The following is a 19,646-nucleotide window of genomic DNA, read 5'->3' as shown; positions in this document are numbered from 1 at the left end:
TTCCCTTCATTTCCTTGCACGGACACGGCCCAGACCCGATTTTGGGGCGATGGCAGTGCGTGCAACGCCCACGCCGTTTTAGAAATCGCGGAGATGCTACGCGGGGCATGCGCAGCTTGCCAAAGATCGCCATCACTGCCATTACGACCAAAAAGATCGACATGATCTTTAGCAACATGGCCTACAGCCCGTAACGCGCCCAAAGGGCTCGCTCCTGTGCGGCATCCAGAACCGTTCCGGCAACCTGTGCGCCCAAATTACTGCCCAGTTGCGCGCCAAAGCGGCGGAACAGCGATTTTTTTTGTGTGTGCACAGTGAATTGCACCTTGTCACCATACAGTTCTTTAAGCTTCGGCACCGCATGGGCGATCCCGTCGATCAGGCCGGTATTTTCGGCCAATGCCTGTCGGCCTGTCCAGATATCACCGGTGAACAGATCGCGATCCGTTGCCAGCTTATCACCGCGCCGTGCCGTCACATGGTCCTTGAAGCTTAGATGAATGTCATCCAGCAATTTGGTCAACCGGGCGATATCTTCGGGCTTTTGTTCGCGAAACGGATCCATAAAGCTTTTAGAACCGCCGGCCGTATGCACCCGGCGCTCAATCCCGTGCTTGTCGATGAATTGATCAAGCCCAAACCCTGATGAGATGACACCGATAGAGCCTACCACCGATGTCGGGTCCGTCCAGATGTCATCGGCCGCGCAGGCCAACCAATAGCCGCCGGACGCCGCCACATCTTCAACAAAAGCATGCACCGGAATGTTTTTTTCCTCTGCCAGGCGGCGGATACGGCCCGCGATCAACGCACTTTGCACCGGAGAGCCGCCGGGCGAATTGATCAACAGCGCCACAGCCGTGGGTTTGCCCTTGGAAAACGCCCGCGTGATCAGCGGCGCAAGGCCTGCATCGGACAGGCCCGGCGAACCGGGGCGCGACATGCCAATCGCCCCTTGCAGCCGAAGGATTGCCACACGGGGGGCTTTTTTACGAAACGGGAGAAGACGCTGAATATCCATAAGGTGGATCTAGGGGCTTCGCCCCTGCACGACAAGCTGTCCGCATGGGAAACCTGATGAAAATTCACATGACGGCATATTTCTTTCTTGGCCACGTCTTGGCACAGTTTGCGGCGGTGCCGTTGGCCGTAATCAGCTTTGTTCGGCGTTGTTCATCCGGTCGATATATCGGCGCAGCTCTTCGGCCTCGTGGCGGGCATCGCGCAGCCCGTCCATAGTCGCAGCCAGTTCCGCTTCGGTTTGCTGCACCTGATTGGTCAATTGGGATTCACGGTCTTCGTAATAGGCAATGGCCTGATCGCGGACTTCTTCGGCATCATGAAGCGCCTGCGCCATCTGTTCCAGCTCCCCGATGTCTGCCTGGCTTACACGCGTCAAACGCCCGATCAACCATGCTGCAAACCATCCAAGACAAAAGGCGATAAAAAGGATGATCGCGGTTGCAATAACAAAATCGGTTCTGTTCACGGGTCTTATCCTGCCTTCTTGATGCCTGCGTCATAATTGGTGCAAGGCCGAACCATTGCGGCCCGGCCCTTGTCATGGGTCAATTGTCTGGCCCCAAACCTGCGGGCCGCGCGCGCGGGCGACCCGGGGATTGATCGCCATCACCCACCGGAATGTCAATTGCCGGATCTTGGGCTGCGCTTACGGCGGGATCGGCGGGCGGTTGGGTCGCTGTTTGCGCGCTCTCTTCGGCCTGTGTGGCGGCGGCGACGATATCGGCGGTGGCTTCTTCCGTGGCTTCAGGCAATTCAGATTGTGCTTCGGCGACCGGGGCTTCATCCAACAGCACAAATTCGATGCGTCGATTGGCCTCGCGCCCATCCTCTGTATCATTTCCGGCGATCGGCTGTGCCTCGCCATAACCTTTGGTGGTGATATTGCTGACCAAAACGCCCGCATCCGACAGGGCCACGCGCACAGAATCCGCGCGTTGCTGCGACAGTTGCTGGTTCATCTGTTCGCCACCTTGACTATCAGTATGGCCCGACAATTCCATCGCGTAGTCTTCACAATTGGTCATCGCCTGCGCCAATGCCTCCATTGCGCGGGTGCCTTCGGTGTCGATCTTGGATGATCCCGGTTCAAATGTGATTTTTTGCTTGGCCAGAACCGCGTTCAAACGGTCTACACATTCGCGACCTGATGGCAGCCCCAAAATCGGATCAAGGCGCTTGTCATAGCGAATGGACAGATCAAACTGCGCGCTTTCGCCCAGGCGGTCGGCAAACAGCCTGGCGATATCATCGCTGGCCTTCGGGTTGCCTGAAATCCCGCTAAGCGACACAAGATCGGGCCGGACGGTCAGTGCCCCTTCGTTCAAAAGATCCAGCGCCGAAAGCCCCGCCAAAACCCGCACCGGCCAGTTGGAGGGCAGATTTTCATCCACACGCATTGCGCCGCGAACGGCTGCGGTGCCGAATTGCGCCCGCGCATAGCTTTCCACCGTGCTACGCTGCAATTCATCCGTGACCCGGCCGCGCAGGCTTAGTTTTCCCGCGCCAAGCTGGGCGGTGAATTCTGCTACCTGAGTGGAGGCAATCTCGGGTGTTTCCAGCTTGGATTTAAGCGAGAATACATCCGGCAAATCGGATTCCAACTCACCTACAACCCGATCGAAATCGCTTTGTGATACTGTGGGGGGCGCGATCAGCGCGATATCGGCATCGGAATAGGTGATCGATCCGGCGCCCAATTCGCCCAGGGCCTTGATCCCCATTACAGCCGCCTCCGCCCATTGTGGCGATGGCACGCCCATGCCGATGGTGCAATCGCGCAAACGTCCCGCGCCAGCCGCCCGCGCGGCCGAGATAATTTTATTCCGCGCCGTTTCTGTATCAGCAGAGCAGGCGTCAAAACGGGCCCCGTCATCATCTATCAAAAACCGCAGCGTAAAGGGCGTGATCACAGGGCGGGGCGCAGAAATATCGAACTCCAGCGCCAGCGTGCGTGGTTTGCGTCGGGCCAGATCGGTCTCCACCCGCGCCTTATCCGCAGCAGAGGCCGTGATGGCATCCACGCTGACCCGTCCTGCCTCAACCGAGATTTTTGAATGCGGCAATGTCGCAAGCGTGTCCACGGCAAAACCATAGGCCTCGGTCCACCCTACAGGCACAGGATAATCTGCCGTTTCCAACATATCGGCAATCTGCGCATCGCCACCGATCATATCGGACAGCTCACTAAGCAGCACCTCGCGATCGGTGCTCGCCGGGATCAGCCCGATCAACGAAATTCCATCATCATTGCGCAGAATTTCCAATGAGAATTCGGGCGGGGTCAGCGCCTTCGTCGCTGCCACATCGGTATTATCGATCACCCGTGACGCCTCAACGATGGTTCCCGCAAGGGCAACGGCACGGAATCGCTCTGCCTCTGAAGGGGCAGTGCCGACAAGGATCACCTGCAACCCGTCTGTTTCCACCCGTGCCCAGCCGTAATTGGCGGTTTCCAATGCCACGCGCACTTCGGATTTGGATCGTTTCTCAATCAGGGTGGCTGCCCCCCCTGCAATTACGCCAGATAGGACCAGTGCAAAGACAAAGGCGGCAGAGGTCATGATCTTGGTGCGCATGCGGTCAGGGTCTCTTCATTGGGTCGGAATCGCCTATTGCATAAGCAGATGGAACCGGACGCGCAACGCAAAGCCCATTACACGATTGCGCCAGCGGCGAAAAACAGCGCAGCAATCAGCCCGGCATTTTTCGATCCGCGAAACAATTTCAGGCAAATATCGGGATCGTCAATGTCCAGTTGACGCAATTGCCACAGCATATGCCAGCCAAACCCCCAAGGCCCGCATAGGCACAAAACCAATGTCAGGGGATCAGCATGGGGCAACAGCGCCACCAAAACCGCAGCCGTCATCAATGCGACCGACACCACCAAAAAACCGCCCAGCCATTTTGGCGTATCCGCACCTAGCTTTAGCGCAGTGGATTTAACGCCGATCAAAATGTCGTCCTCTTTATCCTGATGGGCGTAGATCGTGTCGTAAAACAGTGTCCAAATCAGCCCCGAGATATACAGAAGCGCAGGCGCCCAGCCAAAAGAGCCGCTATGCGCCACCCAGCCCACCAAAGCGCCCCAGTTGAACGCGATTCCCAAAAAGATCTGCGGCCAATAGGTGAAGCGTTTGGCAAAAGGATAGATCGCAACCGGGACCAAAGACACCATTCCGGTGACAATTGCTGGTGTGTTGAAACTGATCAGAATGCATAAGGAAATAAGACACTGAACTATCAGCCACAGCATTGCACCTGTCACAGTGATTTGCCCCGAAGGCAGCGGCCGCGAGCGGGTGCGCGCCACGGCTGCGTCAAATTTTCGATCCGTGATGTCATTCCATGTGCAGCCCGCGCCGCGCATCAAGAACGCGCCAACGGCACAGGCGCAGGCCAGATACAGATCGAACCAGCGTGGCTGATCGGCTGCGGCGGCCAGCGCAATCCCCCACCAGCAGGGCACCAACAACAGCCATGTGCCAATCGGGCGATCGGCCCGCGACAGGCGCAGTAGGGGCCGCGCCCAGCCGGGTGCACGGTGGTCAACCCAATTGCCACGATATGCATCATAAACAGTTCCGGTGGAATTGCTGCCATCTGCCTCTGGCGTTTTGGTCTTTTGGGTCATAAATTCCGCCTCATGCAACGCGCCAAGATACGTCTTTATGTAGATCACCCATTGGGGCAGGGGCAAGATGTGCCCTTGGATCCCGGTCAGGCCCATTATCTTTTCGGCGTCATGCGCGAAGGGCAGGGCACCCATGTTGCCCTGTTCAACGGGCGCGATGGCGAATGGACCGCCGAAGTGGTGGAGGCCGCAAAGAAACGCGGCACGCTGCGCTGTTTAGGGCAGGCGGCACCACAGCTTGATCCGCCCGATCTGTGGTTGATCTTCGCACCCATAAAAAAAGAACGAACTGATTTCATTGTAGAAAAAGCGACCGAGCTGGGGTGCGCCAAGATACTGCCAGTGCAGACAGCTTTCACCAATTCAGGCCGGATCAAACGTGACCGGGCGCAGGCGCATGCGCTGGAAGCGGGGGAACAATGTCTGGGCACATTCGTCCCCCCGGTGGAAGAGATGCAGCCGCTTACAAAATTGCTGGAGGGGTGGGACCCGTCCCGGCGCATCTTATTTTGTGATGAGGCTTTGGCTGGCCCGGCACAGGTCTTGGCGCAGTTACCCCCCGGCCCTTGGGCGATTCTTATCGGGCCAGAAGGTGGCTTCTCTGCTGGAGAACGCGACCGCTTGCGCGGCTTGGATTACGTTACCGCAATCAGCCTCGGTCCGCGTATTTTGCGCGCGGATACGGCTGTGTGCGCCGCGATAACCCTGTGGCAAGCGGCATTGGGGGATTGGGGGTAAAATGGCGCAAAATGTCGCGCTTAGCCCCCGCGCCGTTTGCGCCGGCGCCCTGTGCCCGAACCATCCCCACCAGAGTTGAAACTGACATCGGGCAAGGGCGCAATCTCGCGCAACCCGGTGAAAGGATCGGTGGCATGGGGCAGGGCATTGGCGGCCACGAAATGCTCTTGGAATTTCGGCTCAATCGCGGTTTCAATTTTATCGATGCGCTTTACCTGTGCCTCAATTTGACGCCGTGCCTTGACCGAACATAGGGCCATCCGCGCCCCCGTGCCGGCGGCATTGCCCGCCGAAATTACGCAGTCCAGTGGTACATCCGGGATCATCCCCAATACCATCGCATGTTTGGCGCTGATATGCGCCCCAAAGGCACCGGCCAAAACAACCCGGTCAACGGTGTCGACACCCATCTCATCCATCAGCAATCGCGCCCCGGCATAAAGCGCCGATTTCGCCAGTTGGATTGCGCGAATATCGCCCTGCGTGACGGTGATCCGCGGTCCCTCTGGCGTGGCATCAAAAATGACATATTCATGGGTGCGTCCCGATGGGGTGCAACGCTCTGTGCCGACCTGCTGTGCGGACCCAATCAGCCCTGAGGCATCACAAATTCCCGCCATCCGCATTTCAGCAACGGCTTCGATGATACCCGACCCGCAAATGCCGGTGATCAGCGGCGTGCCAAATTCAGGCTCATTGGACCAATGCGCATTGCCGATGATCTTGAACCGGGGGGCTTTGGTCACCGGATCAATTTCAATGCGCTCAATCGCGCCGGGCGCTGCGCGCTGACCCGAGGAAATCTGTGCCCCCTCAAATGCCGGGCCGGTGGGCGACGAACAGGCCAGCACACGGCTGGAATTGCCCAGCAAAATTTCGGCATTCGTGCCAACATCAACAATCAGTGACAGATCATCGCGCCGCTCGGGGGCTTCGGACAATGCGACAGCCGCAGCATCCGCCCCAACATGACCCGCAATCAACGGTAAGATATAAACCCGCCCTGCAGGCGCAATCGTGTCCAGCCCTGCATCACTTGCCGGCAATGACAAACTGTCAGATGTCGCCAGGGCAAACGGCGCCTGTCCCAGCTCTACCGGATCAATTCCCAACAGCAAATGATGCATGACCGGGTTGCACACGATAGTGGCTTCCATGATGTCTTGCGGATCAATTCCTGCATCTTCCGCCAGCGCCGATGCTAATGCTCCCATAGCCTCTTGTACGGCGGCCGTCATCTCGCGGTCCCCGCCCGCATTCATCATGACATATGACACGCGGCTCATCAAATCTTCGCCAAAGCGGATCTGCGGGTTCATCACGCCAGAACTTGCTAAAACACGCCCGTCATCCAGGGCCACCAAATGCCCCGCAATTGTGGTTGAACCAAGGTCAATCGCAATTCCATAAAGGGGCGCATCACGGAATCCGGGCCAAACAGCGATCAAACGCGCCCCGTCACCGGCATCATGAACCGCAACCGTGACCTGCCAATTTCCCTTGCGCAATGCCGGCTGCAACCGGGCCAAAACCGCCAGATCAGGCCGTAGCCCCTGAACATCCCATTGCGCGGCAAGCGCGGCAGCGAGGCGCTGAAAATCACCCAAAGGCTCGTGCATATCGGGTTCTGCAACATCCACCAGATAGGCGCGAACCGCAGGATCCATCACCATCACCCGCTCCGAGGCGGATTTGCGGATCACCTGCTTATGCACTTGGCTTTCCGGCGGCACATCAACAATCACATCACCTTGTACACAGGCCTGACATCCCAAACGCCGCCCCGGCTTCAAACCACGGACCCGATCATAGCGTTCTTCAACGGCATTTAGGTCAGTCAATGCATCCGGGCTGACATGCACCCCATGTTTGGAAAACTCTCCATAGCTGGGTGCGATCTGACATTTAGAACAAATCCCGCGTCCACCACAGACCGAATCCAAATCGACACCGAGCTTGCGCGCGGCTGCCAGAACCGAAGTCCCAACAGGAACGCGTCCACGCTTGCCCGACGGGGTAAAAATCACCAGTGCATCATCGGCCATTACGCGCCCTCCATTAGGCCTTCTATTTACGCGCCCAACTACAGAAGGCAAAGCCTTTGCGCCCGATTCAAAATGCAAAATTCGCAAGTTTAAGATGAAATGGCCGCAGCTTTCATCTTGCTTATAAATATCCGGGGGGATCGCAGCCTCAGGGGCATCGAGCCCCTGCGGCTGCGGTCGGGGCACAGCCCCTCCTTTGGCGCCCCATGTTCAACAGGCGAACAACAGAACACGTTCGTGCAGTTTACAGCGAAAGGCCGCGCCGGCTCGCAAGATCAACGAAAAATTGCCATGCCACGCGACCAGAACGCGATCCACGTGTCGCCTGCCATTCGATCGCTTCGGCACGCAGCTGTGCAGTGTCGATGTCCAAGCCATAGGCGTCACAATAACCGTGGACCATTGCCAGATAGTCATCTTGTGAACATGGATGAAAGCCAAGCCATAGGCCAAAGCGATCTGATAAAGAGACTTTCTCTTCGACCGCCTCACCCGGAGAAATCGCGGTGGACTGTTCATTTTCGATCATGTCGCGCGGCATCAGATGACGCCGGTTCGATGTGGCATATAAAATGACATTCGCCGGCCGGCCTTCGATTCCACCATCCAACACGGCTTTAAGCGATTTATAATGCGCATCATCGTGATCGAAGCTCAGATCATCGCAAAACAGCACAAAGCGGATATTTGATGCGGCGCGCAGATGGTTCAATAAACGCCCAACAGAGGGCAGATCATCGCGTGACAGCTCGATCAATTTCAAGGGCAATCCCTGCTGCACGGCCGCAGCATGGGCCGCCTTCACCAGGCTGGATTTCCCCATTCCGCGCGCGCCCCATAACAAGGCGTTATTGGCCGCAGCCCCTTTGGCAAATTGCAACGTATTGGCCATCAGCGTGTCGCGCGATCTGTCGATCCCGAGTAATAGCGTCAGATCTACATGCGCGACCGTCATAATCGGATCCAAACGATCAGGCCCGGTACGCCAGGCAAAGGCGGTCGCCCCTGAAAAATCGGGCGCAGGCAACGGCGCCGGGGCCAGACGCTCCAACGCCTGTGCAATCCGCTCCAATGCGTCGCTCATGAGGCAGCCTCGTCGTCATCGTCGTCCAGATCGACCCATGTGCCATCGGCGCGCATGCGCGCCTCGCGGTTTTTCTCGATCCGGCGGACGAGAAAAATTGAGACCTCATACAGCCCATAGACCACAACGAACAAAATGGCCTGAGAAATCACATCGGGTGGCGTGGCCACCGCTGCCACAACCAAGATCGCAACAACGGCGTATTTACGCATATTGGCCAGCCCGGCAGCCGATACCAGCCCGGCCTTACCCATCAACGACAATAGCACAGGCAGTTGGAAACAAATCCCAAAGGCCATAACGAATTTGATCGTCAGCGATAGATATTCCTGAACCGAGCCTTGGAAGCCAATCGCAGCCATTTCATTGGTTGCCGTCTCAGCGTCTAACCCACCTTGCTGAAAGCCCAGGAAGAATTGGAACGCCAGCGGCAAAATGATGTAATATGCGAAGGCCGCGCCCAAAAAGAACATGACAGGGGATGCGACAAGGAACGGTAAAAACGCGCTTTTCTCCGACCGATACAGCCCCGGTGCCACAAACCGCCACATTTGATAGGCGATCACCGGAAAGGACAATGCGAACCCGCCTAAGAAAGAGATATTGATCGCGACGAAAAAGCCTTCTTGCAGTTTGATCAGATACAAGCCGCAATTTTGCCCGCGCTCTGCCAAAGCGCCGCAGATCGGATGGGTCAAAAAATTGAAGATCGGGTTCCATACCGCATAGCACAAAACCATCGCAACGATAAAAGCGGCTAGCGAATACAGGATCCGTGTGCGCAGCTCGGCCAGATGTTCAATCAGCGGGGCTGCGGAATCGTCCACATCATCCTCGTGGCTCATAGATCACCTTTCGGGCCGGTTTTCTTCGCGGCTTTCTTTGTTAGCGCTTTCTTACCCTTGGCGGGTTTATCGGTCTTTTTGGCCTGTTTGATGGCCTGCTTTGCCTCGGCAGAGGCACCCGCGGTGGGCATCTCTTCGGATGAAGGCATCGCGGCGTTCACCAAAGATGGGCTTGGTACCGAGGGCGGGGAAGGCGGCGGCATGATCGACGGCTCCGCCGGTGCGGGGCTGGTTGTGGTCGCTGGGGCGGGCGCATCGGGGTCAGGCTGTGCAACCGGGGCAGGGGCCGTAACCTTGGTGGCGCTGGCGGGTTTTGCGATCTCTGGTGTCCAATTTTCAAACTTATTGGTGGCGCGTTCCAACGCGTCCAGCCCCAAAGATTTCTTCGAGGTCACAGATTTCAGATCCTTGGCTGTTTCGGCCAATCCGGTCTGATCTGCGGCATCTTCCATCGCGCGTGAGAATTCGCGCGCCATCGATTTCGCCTTGCCGGTCAACCGTCCCAATGCGCGGAACATGCCCGGCAGATCCTTGGGCCCCACCACAATCAGCGCAACCACGCCAATCACCAGGAGCTCGCTCCAGCCAATATCAAACATTCATAGCCTCTTGAGACGGCAGACGTATTTGGCCCGGTTTTAGATCACGGTGTAATCCCAAAGCGGGCCGCATGCGGGACATCGGCCCCGCCAAGACAGATCCGCAGATCAGACCTTGTCTTTCTTCTCTTCAGCCGGGATCGAACGCGTGTCATCGGCACTGTTTTCGACTTCTTCCGTGCTATCTTTCACGCCCTTTTTGAACGCGGTGATACCTTTGCCAACTTCGCCCATCAAAGAGGAGATTTTGCCGCGGCCAAACAGAACCAGCACGACGACTGCAATCAGAAGAAGGCCGGGAAGGCCGATATTATTAAGCATCTTTCGTCTCCCAAGGGGGCACCCCGGTACTCGGGGCAATCTTTGTTACACACACATTTATGGATTTCACGACGGCAATCAAAGCCCCAATCGCCGCTCTGGCACGGTTTTTTGACCAAACAGGCGGTCATTCACGTCTTGGTTGTGCGCCTATTGCGGCCTCCACGGTACTTTTGCCCGGTTCATCCTGGCCTGTAAGCGCGTTATACGGCGCAGTCTTGGGCCGTATAGGCGCTGTTCAAGGCTGGCAAAGTAAGCGCGCCTGTGTCAGCCTAAAAATTGATCAAGGAGAAAACCCGATGCTGCCTGCTGAATATATCACTGCATTCGTGACATTGTTTGTGGTGATTGATCCAATTGGCCTTGCCCCCTTGTTCGTGGCAATGACGCAGGGAATGAGCAACCGCGCAAGGGTTCGTATTGGCGCGCGGGCGATCGTTGTGGGCGGGGCGTTGCTAACGCTGTTCGGGTTGTTTGGCGATGCGCTTTTGTCGGGGATCGGTATTTCCATGCCCGCGTTTCGCATCGCGGGTGGGGTTATGCTGTTTCTGACTGCGTTGGATATGCTGTTTGAACGGCGCACCAAACGCCGCGAGGGACAGGGAGAGGACCATATCTCCGATCCTGATCATGACGATCCGTCGGTGTTTCCGTTGGCCACACCATTGATTGCGGGGCCGGGCGCGATGGCCTCTATGATCTTGCTGGCAGGTGCCCATGATGGTGGGGCGGTGCATGTTGCGCTGGTCCATCTGGTGATGGTGGCGGTTCTGGGCTGCGTGGCGGGTATGTTCGTTCTGGGCATCGCGACTGAGCGGCTGCTAGGACGGACAGGCATCATGGTTGTGACCCGTTTGTTGGGCATGTTGCTGGCAGCATTGGCGATTCAATTCATGTTGGATGGGCTGCGCGGTTCTGGCTTGATGGGCTAGACATTGCGGCCAGGGCTGCCCATATCAACCCGGTCATAGGGAGCGGTCATGTCGGGCGATACATTCGGGTCTTTGGTTTATCTGGTGCTATTGCTGCTGGCGATTGGCGGCGCGCTGTTGTTCGATTTTCGCAACTTGGGAAAACGGCTGCAGCAACTGGCGATCTGGGGCTTGATTTTCATGGGCGTGATTGCGGCTGCCGGATTATGGGATGATATCAAAGGGTCGCTTTTGCCGCAGCAGGCGGTGATGGGCGATGGCCGAATTGAGGCTCCCCTTGGCCCAGATGGGCATTTCTACCTGTCGGCACGGGTCAATGGCGTGCCAATTCGATTTGTCGTAGATACTGGTGCCACAAATATTGTCCTAAGTCAGGATGACGCGCGCCGTGCCGGAATTGATCCAGATGCGCTGGCCTATGTGGGGCGGGCCAATACGGCCAATGGCACCGTGCGCACAGCGCCTATCCGGTTGCAGACATTGGATCTGGGTCCGATCCATGACACGCAGGTCCGCGCGACGGTCAATGGCGGGCAGATGAACGGATCCCTTTTGGGGATGGACTATCTGACCCGGTTTGCGCGGGTCGAATTGACCCGCGGCAAACTTGTGCTAGAGCGTTAAGCGGCCGTCTTCAAACCATACCGCCATTGGCACGCAGCGTTTGCGCATTGATCCAACCGCCATCAGGCCCGGCCAAGAAGGACACAACACCGGCGATATCTTCAGGTGTGGCAATCCGTTCCAGCGGGTTCATTTTTGCAAGCTGGGCGACAAACTCATCCGATTTCCCCTCATAGAACAGATCAGTGCCTGTTGGCCCGGGCGCAACAGAGTTCACGGTGATATTGCGTCCGCGCAGCTCTTTCGCCAAGATCGCGCTCATGGATTCTACCGCCGCTTTTGTTGCTGTGTAAATCGCATAGCGTTCCAGCTTAGCCCCCACAACCGAGGTTGACAGATTGATGATCCGCCCCCCATCTGGCATCTGCCGCGCGGCTTCGCGTAGGGTGTTGAATGTGCCTTTAAAATTCACCGCCACCATTTGATCGAATGTGGCGTCATCGACTTCGGCCACGGGTTGCATCTTTAAGACCCCGGCAGAGTTCACCACAACATTGGGTACGCCAAATGCTGTCTGTGCCTGTTCAAACAGGGCTGCGACCTGCACAGGATCCGCCACATCGGCCTGCACCGCGATGGCCTGTCCGCCATTTTGGGTGATCGTGTCGACCAAGCTCTGGGCCGCTTGGGCGTTGCCGGCATAATTGACCACGACCGAAAACCCATCAGCGGCCAAGCGCGTGCTGATCGCGGCCCCGATCCCCCGGGACCCACCTGTGACAAGCGCCGTTTTCTGTGCACTGCTCATTGTTCCTGCCTCCGTCAAAATCGTTTCTGCCAAGCGCGTCGTAACTGCGACTACTCTTCAGATGGCATTAGATAAATAGAGGTCAGAAATGACAATGGGCCGAAATTCATGATGAACATCGGCATCATTGCACAGAACTACATCAGGGACGGCACCGTCAGAAGGCACCGCCCGTGGCGGGGTGATTATTCCAGATAGGGCATCGGATCGACGCTGTCATAGCCTTGCCGGACCTCAAAATGCACATAGCCGGGATCACCCGCGCGCACTTTGGCGATGGTTTGGCCACGGCTGACACTGGCCCCTTTGGATACGGTGATCGCATCAATATTGGCATAGACGGTCAAAAGGCCATTGTCATGGCGCAACACAAGGATCGGAACCTGTTCGGTGTCTTTGGTGATCGCGGCCACCGTCCCCGCATCCGCGGCCTTCACGGCTGTGCCCGGCGCGGCGGCAATGTCGATCCCGTCGTTTTTCTTCTTCACATAGGGGCGGATGATCGCCCCATTTACCGGCATTTGCAGCTGCGTAGTATCCGACGCTTTGCTGCGCGATTTGCTAAGATCCGGTGCCGGGCTGGTATCGACAGGCGCTGAGGCAGGCAAGGTCGTTTCGGTCGGCAATGGCATCGCGGCAGAAGGCGGCGTGGGCGTCGGGCTGCCCTGACCGGGCACTGTTCCGGTGGAGGCTGGCGCGGCGGCGGGTGTCCCGCCGGCTGCAGTTGGGATCATCAGGAACTGGCCTTCTCGCACGCTCATATCTGACGGCAGGCCGTTCCATTCCGCCACAGACCGCACTGAGACATTGTAATACCGGGCGATGGAATAGGCTGTTTCCCCCCGCGCCACTTTGTGGCGCACAGGCTCTGGCCCAGTCGGTGCACCCGCAACCGGGGCTGCGGGACGGGTGGCTTGTGGCGCCAATGGCGCGGTTTGCACCCCCGGGGATGTGGCATCCGCCCGATCCAGCGCATTCGAGGCCAGTGTGGTAATGTCTATGGTTGATCCATTGCCTGACGCCCCGGCAGGTTCGGCAACCCGACCCGGCAACGCCAGAACAGCGCCCGCGTTCAGCACTGCGTTTGGCTCCACGGCGTTAAAACGCGCAAGCTCTCCGCTATCCATGCCGATGCGCTGCGCGACAGTGACGGCGGTGTCGCCGCGGCGGGCCACCACAACCTGATAATTCGGATAGGAAATGATGCCGCGCCCATCCGCACTGGGGCGGTTGGCAGTGGCTTGCAGCGCCGCATCTGACGTGTCAAACCCGCTTTTGCCAAATTTACGCAGGTCGGGGTCAAAATTTCCGTTGGGATCACAGGCCGTCAGGGCGATCAACGCCGTTCCGGCAATCAGCATCGGGCGCAATCTGCTGCGGTTCTGGGAAAGGGGGGTCATCGGCTCATCGTCCTTGTCATCGTCTCGGTCCGTTTGGGGACCTGTTGGGCCGGGATCAGGTCGCGTGACCATCATCGCCACATTTGGGGCATTCGGTCAATCCGTCGCCAGTCCTTCGACCAGCGGCACGAACCGCACCGGGCGCAATTCTTCATAATCAAACCCTGTCTCCAGCCGCCGGACGCGGATCAGGCTTTGCACCGTGTCAGACTGACCGACCGGCAACACCATGATACCGCCCGGTTTCAACTGCGACAATAGCGGGCCGGGGGGGTCTTCGGCAGCGGCGGTCACGATAATTCTATCAAACGGGGCCTGTTCCGGCAGACCAAATGATCCGTCGCCTGTCAATGCCACGATATTGGGCAGATCCAAATGAGAAAACAACGTCTCTGCCTCCCGGACAAGGCGCCGATGGCGATCCACCGTGTAGACCCGCCGCGCCAAAACTGCCAGAATCGCCGCCTGATAACCAGAGCCTGTGCCGACCTCCAACACGGTATCCCGCGGCCCGATCTCCAGGGCCTGTGTCATCATCGCGACGATGGACGGCTGAGAGATGGTCTGCCCACAGGCAATAGGCAGCGGCATATCGTCATAGGCCCGTGCGGCGAAAATCCCTTTCACGAACGGCCCGCGATCAATACGTTCCATCGCATGCAAAACGCGGTCATCCGTCACACCCTTAGAGCGGAGCTGGAATAAGAACCGCATCTTGCGCTCGGCTTCACTGCCACTGGGATCGTCCGGGCCGGGGGTCATGGTCATGCCAGACGTGCCTCCAGATCGGCCAAAACATCATAAGCCGTTAAATCCGCCCGCATCGGCGTCACAGAAATATAACCTTCAAGGTTCAGCGCAGCATCTGTGCCCGGCTGTGTAGGGGTATGCTGCGGCCCGCCCTTCACCCAAAGGAAGGTGCGACCATTTGGCGCTTTGGCGGGGCTGACGGAAAAGAAACTGTCACTGCGATAGCCTTGCGCGGCCACTTTCGTGCCTTTGACATCGGCGGCGCCGACCGGCGGAAAGTTGATCGAATAAAACACCCGATAGGCGCCATCATCCCAAATCCCGTTTTCCCACAACTTGCGAACCAGATCAGGGCCGTGCACGCGCGCTGCCTCAAAAGGATCATCCAAGGCAGCGGTCTTTGGTCCTTTGAACTGGCTTAACCCGATGGCCGGGATCCCTTGCAGTGCAGCTTCCATTGCGCCACCTAAGGTGCCAGAATATAATGCATTTTCTGCAGAATTATTCCCGCTGTTGACACCAGATAATATCAGATCCGGCCGCGTATCTTGCAACACCTCATACAAGCCCGCCAAAACGCAATCCGCCGGACTACCTTCCGCCGCATAGCGGTTTGGACCCAACTTGGCGATCATAAAGGGGCGTGCATAGCTGATACAATGGCCCACCCCCGATTGTTCAAACGCCGGCGCGACGGTCCAAACTTCCCCCTCAGGCCCAGCCAGCGATTGCGCAATATGCAAAAGCACCTCAAGCCCTGGTGCGTTGATCCCGTCGTCATTTGTGATGAGAATGCGCATTTTGCTGGCTAACCTCTTGTTATTGCTTGTTTTGCGGCAAAATTATTGCGTCTATATTCAAAATTTCGACGGGCACATCGGCATTGTCCAATACCCTCCCTTTATCACCGAAGTTTTTTTCGACGTAAACCAAAGAAAGCTCCGAAACGGGGCTTTTGGCCTGAATTCATTGGTTTTCACGCAGGTATGCGACGCCTACAATAGGTTTAACCCAACGGATGACATCGTCTCGCACTGGTGCCTAGCTTATGGGTATAAGCGATGCGCCTCAATGATCTGCGCGGCCTGTGTGCGGATATCAGATAGCGGGGCACGATCCTCGCCCGGGAAAAACCTTGCGCGCAGTGCCGTCGGCATCGGCTCAGGCTGGGCCACAATCACCTCTGGCCCGGTCTTCGCGGTTTCCGCCGCCCAGGAACGTACCAAGGCCATCTGCCCGGCTTTCGTGGCACCATAGCTGCCAAAGAATTTTTGCCCCGCCCGCGGATCATCAAAAAACACCGCCCGACCACCGCGCGCCTTTAACAGTGCTTCCATCATCGGAATCATCATTGCCGTCGTGGTCATATTGGTGGTGATGGAACTCTCCATATCCTTTTGCGCAATATGCGCGGCAGGCGCCAGCGGCGCTGAATGGATTGCGGTGTGAACCCATAGACCAACACCGCCCCAACGTGACGCAATCGACTGGCCCAGATGTTGCATCTGCGCCGGATCAGTCACGTTCAACGGTGCCAATGTGGCCTGGCCGCCGTGTTGTTTGATCCGATCGTCCAATTCTTCCAACGCGCCAACCGTGCGCGCGACCGCCAAAACATGCCAGCCCTGTGCCGCAAGCGCCTCAGCCATAGCGGCGCCAAGGCCACGCGATGCGCCAGTCACAAGCGCCAAGGGGGTGTGCGTATCAATCTGTTTCATGGCCATCTGTTTGGCAGAGCAATCATCGCCTGACAAGCACCCACAGACACCGCTTCCAACTTTGCAAATCCATTCCCAAAGATAGCCTGCCAAAGCACGCGCCGCTATGCACCGCTGGCGCTGTTATCGGCCTCGCTCAGAACCTGGTTCAGCTTGCCAAAAATATCCCGGGGGAATTTGGGCAAAGCCCAAAGGGGGCAGGGCCCCTGCCAGCTTGCCCACATGAAAAAGGCCGGAACTGCGTCCGGCCCATTCGACATTCTGTCACGCTATATCTTAGCGTTGATCGACATGCACATAATCACGCGCGGTCGAACCGGTATACAGCTGACGCGGACGACCGATTTTGCCTTGCGGATCTCCGATCATCTCCATCCACTGCGAAATCCACCCAACGGTGCGCGACAGCGCAAAGATCGGCGTAAACATCGAGGTCGGGAAGCCCATCGCTTCCAAGATGATGCCCGAATAGAAATCGACATTCGGATACAGCTTCTTCTCAACGAAGTAAGGATCTTCCAGCGCGATTCTTTCCAGCTCTTTGGCAACCTGCAACAATGGGTTGTCCTGTACGCCCAGCAGATCCAGAACCTCGTCGGCAGATTCCTTCATCACCTTCGCGCGCGGGTCAAAGTTCTTGTAGACCCGGTGGCCAAAGCCCATCAGACGGAACGGATCGTTCTTGTCCTTGGCGCGTGCCACATATTCCGGGATCTTATCCACGGAGCCGATCTCACGCAACATTTCTAGGCAGGCTTGGTTCGCACCACCATGCGCAGGGCCCCACAGGCAGGCAATGCCGGCTGCGATACAGGCGAATGGGTTCGCCCCGGACGAGCCCGCCAAACGCACAGTCGATGTCGAAGCGTTTTGCTCGTGATCGGCATGCAACGTAAAGATCCGGTCCATCGCTTTCGCAAGCGCGGGTTCCACATGGTAGGGCTCTGCCGGAACGGCGAAGCACATATGCAAGAAGTTCGACGCGTAATCCAGGTCATTGCGCGGATAGACAAACGGCTGGCCGACCGAATATTTATAGGCCATCGCTGCAATCGTCGGCAATTTCGCGATCAAGCGCATTGATGCGACTTCACGCTGCCATGGATCGTTGATGTCAAGGCTGTCGTGATAGAACGCCGACAGACCGCCCACAACGCCCACCATCGTTGCCATCGGGTGGCTGTCACGACGGAAGCCGCGGAAGAAGTTCAGCATCTGCTCATGCACCATTGTGTGGCGCGTGATACGATATTCAAAGTCTTCCATTTGCTGACGGTTTGGCAATTCGCCATTCATCAACAAATAGCAAACTTCCAAGTAATGCGATTCATCGGCCAGTTGGTCGATGGGGTAACCGCGATACAGCAATTCGCCCTTGCCACCGTCGATATAGGTAATCGCACTGTCACAGGACGCGGTGGAGGTGAACCCCGGGTCATAGGTGAACACATCTGCTTGCGCATATAGCTTGCGGATATCGAGCACATCTGGCCCGGCGCTTGGTGAAAGCACCGGTAGATCGTAGGTCTTGCCGTCGAGAGTCAGCGTTGCTGTTCTTTCAGCCATAGGGTTCCCTTTCCTTATGCCGGCCGGGCCAAGCCGGTCGTTAGTGTCCGGACTAATTCCGGAAAGGTGGCCCGGCCTCAGGCCACCTGATCTTGTAACCGTGCTACGGTCTCATCTTGACCAAGCACAAGCATCATATCGAATACGCTGGGGCTAACAGAGCGTCCGGCGAGCGCTGCGCGCAACGGGCCGGCCAATTTGCCAAGTCCCATGTCATGCTCAGCGGCAACTTTTGCTACGATGGCCTCCAATTCGTCTCGCGTCCAGCTAGCATTTTGCAACTGCGGCGTCAATGTTTTCAGAATACCACGGTATACCGGGTCAAGCGACTTCGCAGATTTCTCATCTGGAACGATAGGCCGAGAAACCATAACGAAGTGTGCCTTTTCAATAAGTTCTCCGAAGGTCTTCGCACGATCCTTTACGCAATACATCGCTGCCGCCAAGCCTGCTTTCTGTGCGTCCGTCAGCGTAGGCTGGTCAGAGGCGTCCAGAAATCCCTCAATTTGTGTAAGCAGTGCAGCATCGTGCGTCACAGAAATATGTTGGCCACAGATGTTCGCAAGCTTCTTGAAATCGAGTCGTGCCGGGGATTTTCCGATTCCCGCCAAATTGAACCACTCTTTCGCCTGTGCGTCGCTGAAAAATTCATCGTCACCATGGCTCCAGCCCAGACGAGTCAGGTAGTTACGCATCCCCGACGCCGGATAGCCCATCGCCTGATACTCTTCTAACCCTACCGCGCCGTGACGTTTGGACAGTTTTTTCCCGTCGGGGCCGTGGATCAGCGGAATATGTGCAAATACAGGAATATCCCAGCCCATCGCAGAATATACCAGCGTCTGACGCGCAGCATTGGTCAGGTGATCATCCCCCCGAATAACATGCGTAACGCCCATATCATGGTCATCCACTACAACCGCCAGCATATAGGTAGGTGTGCCATCGGAGCGTAAACAAATCATGTCATCCAGCTGATCATTGCGGATGGTGACATTGCCTTGCACCGCGTCTTCAATCACGGTTTTGCCCTCCAGCGGGGCTTTGACGCGGATCACATAGGGCGCGTCAGGATGGGTGCTGGGATCGGCATCGCGCCAGGGGCTGCGATATAGGGTTGATTTTCCCTCGGCCTTGGCTGCATCGCGGAAGGCCTGAATCTCGTCCTGCGTGGCAAAGCATTTATACGCCGCACCGCGTTCCAACATCTCTTCGGCCACTTCGCGGTGCCGGGCGGCCCCTGCAAATTGGCTGACAGGTTCACCGTCAAAATCCAGCCCCAGCCAGTCTAGCCCTTTCAAAATCGCAGCTGTCGCAGCCTCGGTCGACCGTTCACGGTCAGTATCTTCGATACGCAGTAAAAATTTCCCACCATTGCCGCGTGCAAACAGCCAGTTGAACAGCGCCGTGCGCGCCCCGCCGATGTGAAGATAACCGGTGGGCGAAGGGGCAAAACGGGTAACGATCTGAGTGTCGCTCATGGGGTGGCCTTTCTGCGGCAGGGCATGCGCAAATTAATCATTTGGAAACCATGTTGGCGTCACGGTTCCCGGGTCACAGTGTTGCGCGAATGAATAGGGATCTGCGCAGATAAGAACAAGTCCTGCAACCGGGATGGG

General features: G+C 57.3%; 19 protein-coding genes. 3 read left to right on the top strand and 16 right to left on the bottom strand.

Annotated features, from left to right (window positions below; all coding sequences use genetic code 11):
* Window positions 1-181: 181 nt before the first annotated feature.
* From BFP70_RS04550 to ubiA, 4 genes are all read right to left on the bottom strand, one after another.
* Window positions 182-1,021, bottom strand: coding sequence for a S49 family peptidase (locus BFP70_RS04550; protein ID WP_176715492.1), 840 nt, complete (start codon window positions 1,019-1,021; stop codon window positions 182-184).
* 132 nt (window positions 1,022-1,153) lie between these two features.
* The gene (locus BFP70_RS04545) at window positions 1,154-1,489 is read right to left on the bottom strand and encodes a hypothetical protein (protein ID WP_066010187.1); all 336 of its coding nucleotides are present in this window, start codon (window positions 1,487-1,489) and stop codon (window positions 1,154-1,156) included.
* 79 nt (window positions 1,490-1,568) lie between these two features.
* Window positions 1,569-3,599: an OmpA family protein gene (locus tag BFP70_RS04540; RefSeq protein ID WP_066010186.1), complete on the bottom strand. Its 2,031-nt coding sequence runs from the start codon at window positions 3,597-3,599 to the stop codon at window positions 1,569-1,571.
* A gap of 77 nt (window positions 3,600-3,676) precedes the next feature.
* Window positions 3,677-4,657 carry a 4-hydroxybenzoate octaprenyltransferase gene (gene ubiA, locus BFP70_RS04535; protein WP_066010185.1) on the bottom strand — a complete coding sequence of 327 codons (981 nt, stop codon included), beginning with the start codon at window positions 4,655-4,657 and terminating at the stop codon, window positions 3,677-3,679.
* A 12-nt stretch (window positions 4,658-4,669) separates the two neighbouring features.
* On the opposite strand from ubiA, the gene BFP70_RS04530 reads away from it, so the two are divergent.
* The gene (locus BFP70_RS04530; protein ID WP_066010184.1) at window positions 4,670-5,395 is read left to right on the top strand and encodes a 16S rRNA (uracil(1498)-N(3))-methyltransferase; all 726 of its coding nucleotides are present in this window, start codon (window positions 4,670-4,672) and stop codon (window positions 5,393-5,395) included.
* Between the two features lie 20 nt (window positions 5,396-5,415).
* Here the strand turns inward: BFP70_RS04530 and BFP70_RS04525 are convergent, their stop codons facing one another.
* From BFP70_RS04525 to tatA, 5 genes are all read right to left on the bottom strand, one after another.
* A complete protein-coding gene (locus tag BFP70_RS04525; protein ID WP_066010183.1) occupies window positions 5,416-7,440 on the bottom strand; it encodes an ASKHA domain-containing protein in 2,025 nt (674 codons plus the stop codon).
* 244 nt (window positions 7,441-7,684) lie between these two features.
* Window positions 7,685-8,524: an ATP-binding protein gene (locus BFP70_RS04520; RefSeq protein ID WP_066010182.1), complete on the bottom strand. Its 840-nt coding sequence runs from the start codon at window positions 8,522-8,524 to the stop codon at window positions 7,685-7,687.
* Window positions 8,521-9,369 carry a twin-arginine translocase subunit TatC gene (gene tatC / locus BFP70_RS04515; protein WP_066010181.1) on the bottom strand — a complete coding sequence of 283 codons (849 nt, stop codon included), beginning with the start codon at window positions 9,367-9,369 and terminating at the stop codon, window positions 8,521-8,523. The genes BFP70_RS04520 and tatC overlap by 4 nt, the downstream gene beginning before the upstream one ends.
* Entirely contained in the window at window positions 9,366-9,968 is a 603-nt protein-coding gene (gene tatB / locus BFP70_RS21210; RefSeq protein WP_066010180.1) for a Sec-independent protein translocase protein TatB, read from the bottom strand. The genes tatC and tatB overlap by 4 nt, the downstream gene beginning before the upstream one ends.
* Window positions 9,969-10,076: 108 nt before the next feature.
* Window positions 10,077-10,289 (bottom strand): twin-arginine translocase TatA/TatE family subunit, encoded by a 213-nt coding sequence (tatA, locus tag BFP70_RS04505; protein ID WP_066010179.1) that lies wholly within the window; start codon window positions 10,287-10,289, stop codon window positions 10,077-10,079.
* Window positions 10,290-10,588: 299 nt separating this feature from the next.
* Here tatA and BFP70_RS04500 point away from each other — a divergent pair, with 299 nt between their 5' ends.
* Together BFP70_RS04500 and BFP70_RS04495 are read left to right on the top strand one after the other, a co-directional pair.
* Window positions 10,589-11,221, top strand: a complete 633-nt coding sequence (locus tag BFP70_RS04500; RefSeq protein WP_066010258.1) for a MarC family protein — start codon at window positions 10,589-10,591, stop codon at window positions 11,219-11,221.
* Between the two features lie 48 nt (window positions 11,222-11,269).
* On the top strand, window positions 11,270-11,845 hold the full coding sequence (locus BFP70_RS04495; RefSeq protein ID WP_066010178.1) for a TIGR02281 family clan AA aspartic protease: 576 nt from the start codon (window positions 11,270-11,272) through the stop codon (window positions 11,843-11,845).
* A 10-nt stretch (window positions 11,846-11,855) separates the two neighbouring features.
* Here BFP70_RS04495 and BFP70_RS04490 read toward each other — a convergent pair whose 3' ends face one another.
* The 7 genes from BFP70_RS04490 to gltX all read right to left on the bottom strand — a co-directional run bounded on the left by BFP70_RS04490 (window position 11,856) and on the right by gltX (window position 19,508).
* Entirely contained in the window at window positions 11,856-12,593 is a 738-nt protein-coding gene (locus BFP70_RS04490) for an SDR family oxidoreductase (RefSeq protein WP_066010177.1), read from the bottom strand.
* A gap of 185 nt (window positions 12,594-12,778) precedes the next feature.
* The gene (locus tag BFP70_RS04485; RefSeq protein WP_083217358.1) at window positions 12,779-13,993 is read right to left on the bottom strand and encodes a peptidoglycan DD-metalloendopeptidase family protein; all 1,215 of its coding nucleotides are present in this window, start codon (window positions 13,991-13,993) and stop codon (window positions 12,779-12,781) included.
* 96 nt (window positions 13,994-14,089) lie between these two features.
* Window positions 14,090-14,755: a protein-L-isoaspartate(D-aspartate) O-methyltransferase gene (locus BFP70_RS04480; protein WP_066010256.1), complete on the bottom strand. Its 666-nt coding sequence runs from the start codon at window positions 14,753-14,755 to the stop codon at window positions 14,090-14,092.
* Between the two features lie 2 nt (window positions 14,756-14,757).
* Window positions 14,758-15,543: a 5'/3'-nucleotidase SurE gene (gene surE / locus BFP70_RS04475; RefSeq protein ID WP_066010176.1), complete on the bottom strand. Its 786-nt coding sequence runs from the start codon at window positions 15,541-15,543 to the stop codon at window positions 14,758-14,760.
* A 246-nt stretch (window positions 15,544-15,789) separates the two neighbouring features.
* Window positions 15,790-16,461, bottom strand: coding sequence for an SDR family oxidoreductase (locus BFP70_RS04470; protein WP_066010255.1), 672 nt, complete (start codon window positions 16,459-16,461; stop codon window positions 15,790-15,792).
* Window positions 16,462-16,737: 276 nt separating this feature from the next.
* Complete coding sequence (gene gltA, locus BFP70_RS04465) at window positions 16,738-18,027, bottom strand: citrate synthase (RefSeq protein ID WP_066010175.1); 1,290 nt, start codon at window positions 18,025-18,027, stop codon at window positions 16,738-16,740.
* Between the two features lie 77 nt (window positions 18,028-18,104).
* Complete coding sequence (gltX, locus tag BFP70_RS04460; protein WP_066010174.1) at window positions 18,105-19,508, bottom strand: glutamate--tRNA ligase; 1,404 nt, start codon at window positions 19,506-19,508, stop codon at window positions 18,105-18,107.
* Window positions 19,509-19,646 lie beyond the last annotated feature (138 nt).

The sequence above is a fragment of the Thioclava sp. SK-1 genome (assembly GCF_001705665.1).
Taxonomy (GTDB): Bacteria; Pseudomonadota; Alphaproteobacteria; order Rhodobacterales; family Rhodobacteraceae; genus Thioclava.
The sequence above is the reverse complement of the archived record's forward strand: the minus strand, read 5'-3'. Positions and strand labels throughout refer to the sequence as shown.